At 32.9% G+C, this 10,571-nt stretch carries 13 protein-coding genes; 8 read left to right on the top strand and 5 right to left on the bottom strand.

Annotated features, from left to right (window positions below; all coding sequences use genetic code 11):
- The 5 genes from lptC to mrdA all read left to right on the top strand — a co-directional run bounded on the left by lptC (nt 1) and on the right by mrdA (nt 4,268).
- Nucleotides 1-522, top strand: a complete 522-nt coding sequence (lptC, locus tag HUE88_RS06465) for an LPS export ABC transporter periplasmic protein LptC (RefSeq protein WP_194372267.1) — start codon at nt 1-3, stop codon at nt 520-522.
- Entirely contained in the window at nt 519-995 is a 477-nt protein-coding gene (gene lptA, locus HUE88_RS06460) for a lipopolysaccharide transport periplasmic protein LptA (protein WP_194372266.1), read from the top strand. Before lptC ends, lptA begins: the two co-directional genes overlap by 4 nt.
- Nucleotides 988-1,617, top strand: coding sequence for a ribosome biogenesis GTP-binding protein YihA/YsxC (yihA, locus tag HUE88_RS06455; RefSeq protein ID WP_194372264.1), 630 nt, complete (start codon nt 988-990; stop codon nt 1,615-1,617). The genes lptA and yihA overlap by 8 nt, the downstream gene beginning before the upstream one ends.
- Nucleotides 1,607-2,071: an N-acetyltransferase gene (locus HUE88_RS06450; protein ID WP_194372262.1), complete on the top strand. Its 465-nt coding sequence runs from the start codon at nt 1,607-1,609 to the stop codon at nt 2,069-2,071. Before yihA ends, HUE88_RS06450 begins: the two co-directional genes overlap by 11 nt.
- A gap of 415 nt (nt 2,072-2,486) precedes the next feature.
- The gene (gene mrdA / locus HUE88_RS06445; protein WP_194372260.1) at nt 2,487-4,268 is read left to right on the top strand and encodes a penicillin-binding protein 2; all 1,782 of its coding nucleotides are present in this window, start codon (nt 2,487-2,489) and stop codon (nt 4,266-4,268) included.
- Nucleotides 4,269-4,343: 75 nt separating this feature from the next.
- Here the strand turns inward: mrdA and HUE88_RS06440 are convergent, their stop codons facing one another.
- From HUE88_RS06440 to HUE88_RS06430, 3 genes are all read right to left on the bottom strand, one after another.
- Nucleotides 4,344-5,273, bottom strand: coding sequence for a calcium/sodium antiporter (locus HUE88_RS06440; RefSeq protein WP_194372258.1), 930 nt, complete (start codon nt 5,271-5,273; stop codon nt 4,344-4,346).
- Nucleotides 5,274-5,280: 7 nt separating this feature from the next.
- Nucleotides 5,281-5,700 (bottom strand): rRNA maturation RNase YbeY, encoded by a 420-nt coding sequence (gene ybeY / locus HUE88_RS06435; protein WP_194372251.1) that lies wholly within the window; start codon nt 5,698-5,700, stop codon nt 5,281-5,283.
- Nucleotides 5,701-5,778: 78 nt separating this feature from the next.
- Nucleotides 5,779-5,958 (bottom strand): hypothetical protein, encoded by a 180-nt coding sequence (locus HUE88_RS06430; RefSeq protein WP_194372249.1) that lies wholly within the window; start codon nt 5,956-5,958, stop codon nt 5,779-5,781.
- A gap of 84 nt (nt 5,959-6,042) precedes the next feature.
- Here HUE88_RS06430 and queC point away from each other — a divergent pair, with 84 nt between their 5' ends.
- On the top strand, nt 6,043-6,717 hold the full coding sequence (gene queC / locus HUE88_RS06425) for a 7-cyano-7-deazaguanine synthase QueC (protein ID WP_194372247.1): 675 nt from the start codon (nt 6,043-6,045) through the stop codon (nt 6,715-6,717).
- Nucleotides 6,704-7,366, top strand: coding sequence for a M48 family metallopeptidase (locus tag HUE88_RS06420; protein WP_229860176.1), 663 nt, complete (start codon nt 6,704-6,706; stop codon nt 7,364-7,366). The genes queC and HUE88_RS06420 overlap by 14 nt, the downstream gene beginning before the upstream one ends.
- On the opposite strand, the gene HUE88_RS06415 is transcribed toward HUE88_RS06420, so the two are convergent.
- Entirely contained in the window at nt 7,350-8,576 is a 1,227-nt protein-coding gene (locus tag HUE88_RS06415; protein ID WP_194372238.1) for a putative glycoside hydrolase, read from the bottom strand. The two genes, HUE88_RS06420 and HUE88_RS06415, sit on opposite strands and share 17 nt — an antisense overlap.
- 47 nt (nt 8,577-8,623) lie before the next feature.
- On the bottom strand, nt 8,624-9,757 hold the full coding sequence (locus tag HUE88_RS06410; protein WP_194372236.1) for a TRAP transporter substrate-binding protein: 1,134 nt from the start codon (nt 9,755-9,757) through the stop codon (nt 8,624-8,626).
- 121 nt (nt 9,758-9,878) lie between these two features.
- On the opposite strand from HUE88_RS06410, the gene HUE88_RS06405 reads away from it, so the two are divergent.
- The gene (locus HUE88_RS06405; protein WP_194372234.1) at nt 9,879-10,556 is read left to right on the top strand and encodes a hypothetical protein; all 678 of its coding nucleotides are present in this window, start codon (nt 9,879-9,881) and stop codon (nt 10,554-10,556) included.
- Nucleotides 10,557-10,571 lie beyond the last annotated feature (15 nt).

Below are 10,571 nucleotides of genomic sequence, written 5' to 3'. Positions count from 1 at the left end.
ATGAACCTGAATATTTTTTTTATTATAATATCTTCTGGTTTATTAATGATATATTTTCTTTTTAAACCTCTTATTATTAAAGAGCAAAAATTTACAGACGTGGCTCTGTTTAATATATTTTCATTTACTATGTATGAATTAAATAATAAAGGCTTAATAACCCTTATGAATGGCACGGAAGCAACAAGATACTCAAATAGATATACAATAAAACATATAGACTACACGGATAACTCTAAAAACTATATAGCTAATATGAAATCTAAAAATGGCATATATAAAAATGATATAGTTACATTAGACGGTGATGTTATATACTATAGAGAAGATGGATTGACTTTTGAAACACAAAAAGCAGTCTACAATAAAAAAACAAGCATAGCTCAAGCAGATGGAAAATATATACTCTATCAGAACTCCGACAGTGTTGTTGGAACACAACTAAAATACAACAATCTTTTACAGCAGGCTAGCTCTAAAGATGTTACAGCAAAATATCAACTCATAGAGGAACAAAAATGAAACAAATATTAATTTTAACAATTTTCTTAACATTAACACTATCATCAGAAGAGTTACAGGTAAAAGCAAAACTTTTTAATGCTGATCAGAAAACAGGCATATCTGTGTTTGAGGGTGATGTGAATGTTATAAAGGGAAGTGATGAGCTAAATGCGTCAAAAGTTACCATTTATACAGATGAAAAACAACAGCCTACAAAGTTTATAGCTGAAGGAAATGCTTCATTTAGCGTAAAAACACTCGATGGTAATTTATATAGAGGCAAAGCACAAAAAGTTATATTTTTCCCACAAAAAAAAGAGTATCACTTCTATAAAAATGTTTATTTGCTTCAGGTAAATGAGAAAAAAGAGATTATAGGTGAGGAAGTTGTTTTGAAAACAATAGAGGGTAAAGCCTACGCAAAAGGGGCTGAAAAAGAGCCTGTTATAATGATATTTAATATTCCGGAAAAAAAGGAAAAGAATGATTGAGATAGTTGATGCAAAGTTTGTTACTTCAGCCCCAAATATAATGGCTGCTCCAGATACAATTGAGCAGGATGAAGTTGTTTTTATGGCTCGCTCTAATGTTGGTAAAAGTTCACTTTTAAATGCCCTTACAAATCATAAAGGCTTAGCCAAAGTCTCATCTACTCCCGGTAAGACAAGATTAATTAACTATTTTGATGTTACTTTCATAAATAGAGAAAATTCTGAAAAATCTTTAGCAAAATTTGTAGATTTACCAGGCTTTGGATATGCTAAAGTTTCAAAATCTATAAAAAGCGATTGGGAAAAAAATTTAACAGACTATATTTCCAAAAGAGAGCAGATAAAACTTTTTATTCACCTAGTAGATTGCAGACACCCATTTTTAGATATTGACAAATCAGTTAGTGACTTTTTACTTGAACACTCCAATGAAACGCAACACATAATGCAGATTTTCACAAAGATTGATAAGCTCAATCAAAAAGAGCAAAATGCTCTTAGACGTGATTTTCCTGAAGCTGTGATGGTTTCAAGCTCAAAGAAAAGAGGATTAGAAAAAGTAGTTAAAATTATATATGATATTTTAAATGAAGATATAAAAGAAGATATACATGAAGATTGAGCTTACAAAGGCAAGACTTAGCGATATTGAAAATATGCAAAAGCTTGTCTCCCCTGAAGTTGAATCTGGCATTATACTTATTAGAAGCTCCGATGAGATAGCTACAAACATAAGATCATATATACTTGCAAGAGATGATAGTGGTGAGCTTGTAGGTTTTTGTGCCCTTCATATTCACGCTTCTTCACTGGCAGAAATCAGATCATTAATAGTAAAAGAGGATAAAAGAGGCAAGGGGGTTGGTGAAAGTCTAGTGCTTAAAGCCTTAGACGAAGCTAAGGCACTTGGTCTACAAAAAGTTCTTAGTTTAACTTACAAGCAATCGTTTTTTGAAAAGCTTGGGTTTGTAGAAATTCCTAAAGAGTCTATCCCAGAGCATAAAATTTGGGCTGACTGTATTAAATGTAAACACTTTCCGGTATGCAACGAAGTATCTCTGATAAAAACTCTATAGCAAAATACCTATATGTTATAGGGTTTGTTATATATAGTGCATTAACTGGTATATACCTGTTTCTTCCGCCTCTTTTTGCAATTTTATATATCTACTTTGCTAAAGCACTTAAAAAAGAAGACAGCATTGCAATTCTATTGGTATCCTTGTGTTTGGTGATTTTTGAAGCTGAAAATGGATATGTACTTTTTAGCTCAATTATTTATTTTACTATTATTTATAAATATGTAATGCCAAAAATAGCTAAAAACTTTAGTTGTTATTCATGCATTAAAATCTCAACAGTGCTAATAGTCTATATTGGCTTTTATATCTTTAATTTACTCTTATCAAATGTTTTTCTCTTGCCATCGCCAAGTATAAATTATTATGTCATCTATTACATTATAATTGAGTTTTTTATAGTGAGTATATTATGAAAATAAAGTTCATCCTTTTTCTATTTTCCATTGTATGGCTAGCTATTATCATAAGAGTTTTCTTTTTGTCGGTAGAATCAAATACATATTATGAACAGCTCTCATACAACAATACTGTTAAAATAGAAGAAATAGCCCCTGTTAGAGGAGAAATAGTAGATAAAAACAATAAAGCAATTGCCATAAACAAGCTTGGTTTTAAAATACAACTATCTCCGCATCTCAGATCAAAGAAAAATATTAATCAGTTTAACAATGAAATAGATATATTAACAAAACTATTACCAAGCCTAGACAGAAACAAAATTATAAAAAACTATAAAAAGGTTGATTCATATTACAATCATAACTATATTGACATAGTTCAATTCGTATCTTATGAAGAGATTATGCCCGTTTATTCAATACTAAACTTAAGAGAAAACATAAGTATAATTCCAGCTCCAAAAAGATTTTATCCATATAAAGAGATTGGTTCACATATAGTCGGTTATGTTTCTCGCGCAAACAAGAGAGATATTAAAGATGACAACCTTATAGAACTTATCGGATACACTGGTAAAACAGGTATTGAAAATTATTACAATACCTATCTTCAAGGACTAGCAGGCAAAAGAGAAATCAAGGTAAATGCTAATAACCAAGAGGTTGAAGAGCTTTCAAACAAAGAGGCTATTGAAGACAGAAAAGTAATTCTAAACGTAGATATTGAATTGCAAAAATATATATCATCTCTTTTTGTAAATCAGTCTGGTGCAGTAATTGTTATGGGCGTAGACGGAGCAATACTCTCTGCTAGTAGTTTTCCTGAGTATGACTTAAATACATTTGTTAATGGTGTATCTATTGAGACTTGGAATAAGCTTTCAAATTCCATTGAAAAACCATTTACAAACAAGTTAATACATGGTCTTTATCCCCCAGGTTCAACTATTAAAACCGGACTAGGTCTAATTTACATAACAACAGATGTCAGCCCTTACTGGAGTGTAGATTGTGTTGCGTCTATGCCTCTTGGCAAAAGGATATTTAGATGCTGGAAAAAAGATGGACACAGAAAAACAGACCTTAAAAAAGCCATCAGAGAGAGTTGTGATGACTATTTCTACAAAGGAAGCATTCAAGTAGGCATTAAAAAAATGAGTGAAGGGTTAAACAGATATGGGCTTGGTAAAAAAACAGGAGTTGATCTGCCAAATGAATTTATTGGCACTGTTCCATCACGTGAGTGGAAAAGAAAAAAATACAATCAACCATGGTACATTGGTGAAACTGTAAATACATCAATAGGGCAAGGTGACTTTCTAGTTACACCTATGCAAATGGCTCAATTTACAGCTTTGATGGCAACTTCAAAACTTCCGCGACCATACATTGCAAAAAAAGTTGGAGATAATGAAATTAAGCCAGACTTAGAAGATGTTTTAACGGAAAAAGAGTTAAAAAGACTACCAACTATTCAAAAAGCTATGTATGAAGTTTGTAATTATCCATCAGGTACTGCCACAAACTACTTGAGTTCAAAAGTTAAGATTGCAGGAAAAACAGGGACTGCACAGGTTGTTGGTATCTTACAAGATATTGACAAGAGAGAGCTTGAGCATGAAATGGAATACTATACACGCTCTCACGCCTGGTTTACATCTTACGGACCGTATACAAACCCTCAGTATGTTGTTTTAGTTATGGTTGAACACGGTGGACATGGTGGTGCCGCAGCTGGTACAATAGTCTCAAACATATATAATAAGCTTTTAGAGTTGGAATATATTAAGTAGTAGTTTTTAGGAGTATTACATGTGGGCATTTATATGTAATACTAGCTAGATAGAATTTTTTAAAGAAACTTGTTGCTATACAACTGCATTTTGTATAAAAATAGCCAAAATCGCAAGCAAAAAGATTGCTCCAGCTTTATTATAAAGTTTATTTGCTAAGATAAACACAAGTGTTAAAGAAGCTGCAGCCATAATAAACATATCAAATTCAGTAGAGGCTAAATCTATAATTAATGGATTAAGTAAAGAGGCTCCGCCTATAACCATGGAAAAATTTGCTACATTTGAGCCTATAATATTTCCTATGCTCATCTCTGCATTACCTTTTTTTATGGCAACTAAAGATACCACAAGTTCAGGCAAAGATGTACCTAAAGCTATAAGAAAAAGTCCTATAATCCACTCACTGATACCAAAATCTCTTGCTATACTTGTTCCACTCTCAATAACGAAATTTGCACCGCCAATTGTAAGAACAAACCCAATAGTTAGTAAAATGATTGTTTTATTCCAGTTAAACTTCTCTTTAGCTAATTCTTCATCTATTCCACTCTCTAAATCTTCTTTAGAATCACTAAATAAGAAGATAAGATAAGAGACCATTACTAAAAGATATAGTAAACCGTCAAATCTACTTATTATGCCGTCTTGAATCATTATAAAAAATAGAACCACAGGAATAACTACCCACGCACTGTCTTGTGCAAATAAGTTTCTTGCTGGAGACATTTTTTTTGCTATAAAAAATACTAATCCTAAAACTAGTGTAATGTTAAAGATAACACTTCCGACAACATTTGCAACAGCCATATCACTCTTGCCTGCGGATGATGCCATCATAGATGCTGCCATCTCTGGCAGGGATGTTCCAAAAGCTATTAGCGTAGCACCAATGACAAAGTGTGATATATTAAAGTGAAGAGCAATTCTTTCAGACTCTTTTATTATGAAATCTGCACCGTAGATAAGAGCTGACATTGCAGCAATAAAAATTATAAAATCCATTGAATAACTATCCTTGTGTTCTTATTATTAAACTTTTTGGTAGATTAAATTCTTCAATCAACTCAGCTTCTTTTTCTCTCATCTCTCCATTATCAACTTCGTGATCAAAGCCAAGTAGATGAAGCAGTCCATGAATAAACAACAAGGCTAGTTCGTCACTCTCTTTGTGACCCAGCTCTTTAGCCTTATCTTCAACATGTAAAGATGATATAACAATACTTCCAAGTGGACACATCGGCATATACTCATACGGAAAACTTAAAACATCAGTATCTTTGTCAATATTGCGATGAATCTTATTTAACTCTTTAATCTCTTTGTTATCTGTAATTATTAACTCAATCTCTTTGTCTGTAAGAGATTGAGCTATAGCCTCTAAGGCATCAATATTAATTTCAAGTGAGGTTTTGTTATCTAAATCAATCATAAGGAGGATTATATCTAATGTGCGGGTCAATGTGGTTAAAATAGATACAAATAGTATCTATTTTTATATAGCAGTCTTCTATCCAGTAATATTTATACTACCGCCAATACCAGTTTTTTGTGCTGTAACTTGTTTAGACTGCTCATTAGCACTCTCTAAAACTTTTAGAATTTGACGCTCTTGAACTTCTGTCGCTTTTTTTAATACTTCCACTTGAACAGAACTTGAACCAGTGCCTGATGAAGATGATACATCCATAATAAATCCTTTATTGCTATATACTGCCATTATAATAGTTGTTTGTTTCAATAAAGATTAAAAAAATATGCTAAAATCTTTTTTATGAACTCAAAAATTAAAAAATCTGTCTGTGTGATGAGCGGCGGCATGGACTCAACGCTCAGTGCATATATGATGAAAAACAGTGGATACGAAATTATTGCAATACATTTCAACTATGATCAAAGAACACAAACAAAAGAGCTTGAGTGTTTTCATAAAATATGCGATAAGTTAAATGTTTTAGAAAAATATGTTTTAGACCTAGATTTCTTTAAACAACTAGGTGCTTCGGCTTTAACGGATAAAAATATAGAGGTTCCAACCGGTGGAGTAGAAGAGGGTATTCCTGTCACTTACGTCCCTTTTAGAAACGGTATATTTTTAAGTATGGCAGCAGCTATAGCGGAAAAAGAGGGTGCAGAAGTAATAAGCATAGGCGTAGTTGAAGAGGATAGCAGTGGATATCCTGATTGTAGAGAGTCTTATATCAAAAGTATGCAACAGAGTATTAATCTAGGGACAAAAGATGAAACGAATTTAAAGATTGAAATGCCACTTGTTCATCTGCAAAAATTCCAAATTGTTCAAAAATCATTAGAGCTACATGTACCGCTAGAACTTACTTGGAGCTGCTACAAAAATGACACGCAGGCATGTGGAGTTTGTGATAGTTGCAGACTACGACTAAATGGCTTCAATGTAGCTGGAGTAAAAGATCCAATTGATTACGAATGAGATAACTTTTAAGGATTTAAATATACTGCATGTATGTAATCCAAAGCTGAAAAACAGCTATATATCAATATGTAAAAAAGGTTTTATAAAACTAAAAACACCAAGAGTATCAGATAGATTTATCCAAAATTTACTTAGCAAAAAAGAGCTTTGGATAAGAAAACAACTTCTACATGTAAGCCAAAACAAGCCTTTGCAAATAAACCTTGAAGATGAAGTACTACTGTTTGGAGAGGTTTACAGTATAGATGCGCAAGAAGCAAAAGAGCTAAGATGCTACTTGGAAAAACTTAAAAAACCAGACGAAAAAAATGTAATTAAGTGCTACGACAATTTCTATAAACTATATGCTTCACAATATATAGTTCCAAAAGTGGAGCAGTTTTCTAAACTAATGAATTTAGATTATGAAGAGATAAAATTCAAAAAGATGAGAAGCAGGTGGGGCAGCTGTAGTTCAAAGAGAGTGATAACTTTAAATACTCAGCTGATAAAAATCGATAAAGAGCTAATTGATTACATAATTGTTCATGAATTAGCCCATTTAACCCACATGAATCATTCCCGAAAGTTTCATGATTTAGTTGATATGTATATCTCAAATGCCAAAGACTTAAATAAGAGGCTAAAGGCTATTCATCTTCTTTAACAAAATAGTTTAGATGATAAGTACTAGATGGTGACCACATCATCCAGCCGCTTGTATTTATATCCTCGGCTGCTCTTATCTGTTCTCTTACTTCAAATTTTCTATAGTGCTTTTTTGTATGTGCATAATCTTTAAAATACTGCAGCCATGGCCTTACTCTTTTTGAATCAATTCTGTCTTCTATATTTTTTATACTTCTGTAGATAACGGCATATGGATGCTCGGACGGATTCTCAAAATAAAACGATCCACTTGCAAATCCAGATGGGTAAAGCATAGGAGAAATATAGTCCGCATGTTTTGCCAAAGAGACAACTGTTTGACCTATATTATTATCGTCATCACTCCAGCATATGTTTCCATATGTATCTACAGATATAAAAACTCCATATTTTCTGAGTTTATTTTGTGCTAAATCTATAAATCTGCCTATAGTTTCAACTCTATTCTCTTGATTGTTGGTTTCACAAAATGCCAATCCTGATTTTGCAGGAAAACGGATGTAATCAAAATTTATTTCATCAAATCCAACTTTTGCAGCTTCTTCAGCCATAGCTATTGCATACTCATGTGATCTTGAATCAAACGGGTCGACCCAGGCCATATTATCATGGTTTCTCCATATAGATCCATCTATTTTTTTGATTGCATAATCTGGATTATTCGAGGCTTGAAGTTCATCTTTAAAGGTAACAATTCTGGCAATGGTATAAATATTTTTTGATTTTAGCAACTCCATAAAACCTTCTATATCTCTGTTTGTTCTATTTTCATGAGCTCCATAACTGTTTGCCTGCTCAAACGACGTTTTAAACAGTGTTGAGCCATATTCATTTTTAATGTCTATTACTAAAGCATTTATCTCGGTCTCATCAATCATCTTTAATACCTGCTTGATTTTTTTTGACGTAGTATTTGCAGACCAAAAGCTTAAGTACAAAGCCTTTACAGTGATAGATACCAACTCTGCATTGCTAATATTATTTTCAGTATTAATTTTGTATGGTCTGTAGCCGTAAGCTTTTACATGTATATATGTTTCATTAGTATCTATTGTAAAAGAGCCATTTTCATCACTTTTTACGCTAATCGTAGAGTCGCTAATTGTAGCATTTATTATCGGGGCAGATGTGTTTTTATCTACGAGAATGCCACTATATGAGGCAAAAAGTAAAGTTTGGAATAGGGCTGTTATAAGTATAAGTTTCAAAGTATCTCGCTAATTTAAATTAAAATGCGATTATACACTTATACTATTTATCTCTCATTAAGAAAGTATCTTAAACTTGCATCACTCCACTCTTTAGAGAGATTGAGATGCTGCTCAATAGAGGCATAAACTTTTTTAAATTCATTATTTTTGGAACTTAAATCCTCTATAACTTCTTTTAGAGCCTTTTTGCCAGCCACAATTACATCTTTTGGATATTGATGTATTGATATATTTAACTCTTTTAGCTTTTTAAGCGCTTTAATATTTTCAGCATGAAACTCATAAGTCATATTTGAGTTCATTTCGCTTGATGCAACCTCTATAATTGATTTATGTTCGTAAGATAACTTATTCCAAAACTGTTTATTAAAAGTAAGTTCTAAAATTGAACCAGGCTCGTGCCATCCAGAGTAGTAATATGGTGCAACCTTATAAAATCCCATCTTAATGTCAAGAGCAGGTCCTACCCATTCTGTTGCATCTATAACTCCTCTTTCAAGTGATGTATATATCTCTCCTGCGGGAAGCAAAATAGGGTTAACACCCATTTTAGCAAAAACTTCACCGCCAAGACCTGGAATACGCATTTTAAGCCCTTGCATATCGGAGAGTGAATTTATAGGCTTTGCAAACCATCCACCCATTTGTATATTTGTATTACCACCCATAAAAGGGTGAAGATTATATTTACCGTACTGTTCACGCCAAAGCTCCAAGCCACCACCAAAGAGCATCCAAGAATTTATCTCCTCAGCAGTAAACCCAAAAGGGATTCCGCTATAAAGTGAAAAAGCTGAGTTTTTGCCTTTCCAGTAATATGGACCAGAGTGAAAAGCATCAATCTGACCACTGCTAGCGGCATCAAAAACTGCCAGAGCAGGGACCAGAGTATTTTTCGGATAAATTTTTACTTCAATTGAACCTCCGCTTACATCTTTTACTCTCTGCGCAAACCGCTCAACTCCAACACCCATAATAGGAAAATGTGCCGGCCAGCTAGTAGCAAGCTTTATAATAGTTTTTTTATTACGATTTATATTTACTCTTTTTATATCATTGCTATTTTTTTTTGGATGTTTTGAGTAGTCTATTGCCTGACGGTTCTCATCGTTACACCCGCTTAGTGCGAGCGTTGCAGAAGCTGCTGTAGCAGTTGTTAAAAAGTCTCTACGGTTCATGTTTTGATAATACCTTAAAATTTACAAGTTACTATATTGTATCTAAAAATCTATAATAGTTTTTAAGGACAATCTATATAGAATCACAAAAATCAAGACCTCATTTAAGGAAATTAACACAATGACTACAATTATAAAAATATTTTTAACGATAGCTATTTTTTCTCTAACACTTAATGCAAAAGAGATTAGCAGTGAAGCAGTTATTGAAAATATGATAAAAGCATATGGGGGAGAGAGAAATCTTGAAAAATTAAGCTCATATGAACAGGTTTGGGGTATTCAAAGACAAACTGATGGGGTAAAAGGGACTGACTATCGTAAAATCACTCTCCCACACTATCTAAAAACTGAGCTTATCTACCCTGAAAAAACAGAAATAAGAGTAGTAATAAAAGATAGAGGAACAAAAGAGTTTTCTGGGAGAAAAGTGCAGGCAAAAGGACCAATGTTAGATGCCATGAAACTACAGCTCATGAGACTGTTTAGCCCTCTAACACTTAGGGAAAGAATAAAGGATATAAAACTTTTTATAGAGAAGGAGCATTTTCTACTCGCTTTAAAGAACAATAGTATCACAGCAAAATATTATATTTCTAAAAAAAGTTTTCTTGTTGAAAAAACTATAGGGGAGCTTAAAATGGGCTCTAATAGCATGGAGTTTTTAACAATTTATGAAGATTACAAGTCTGTCAAGGGTGTTATGATGCCGCATAAAGAGATAAAATACGCTGGCAGCGTAAATACTGCCGTAATGACTTTAAAAGAGACTAAGCCTATGCTATCTCCAAATATATAAGTTCTACATGTAGTC

The organism is Candidatus Sulfurimonas baltica (genome assembly GCF_015265455.1).
GTDB classification, from domain to species: Bacteria; Campylobacterota; Campylobacteria; order Campylobacterales; family Sulfurimonadaceae; genus Sulfurimonas; species Sulfurimonas baltica.
This window is presented reverse-complemented; position numbering and strand designations above follow the sequence as displayed.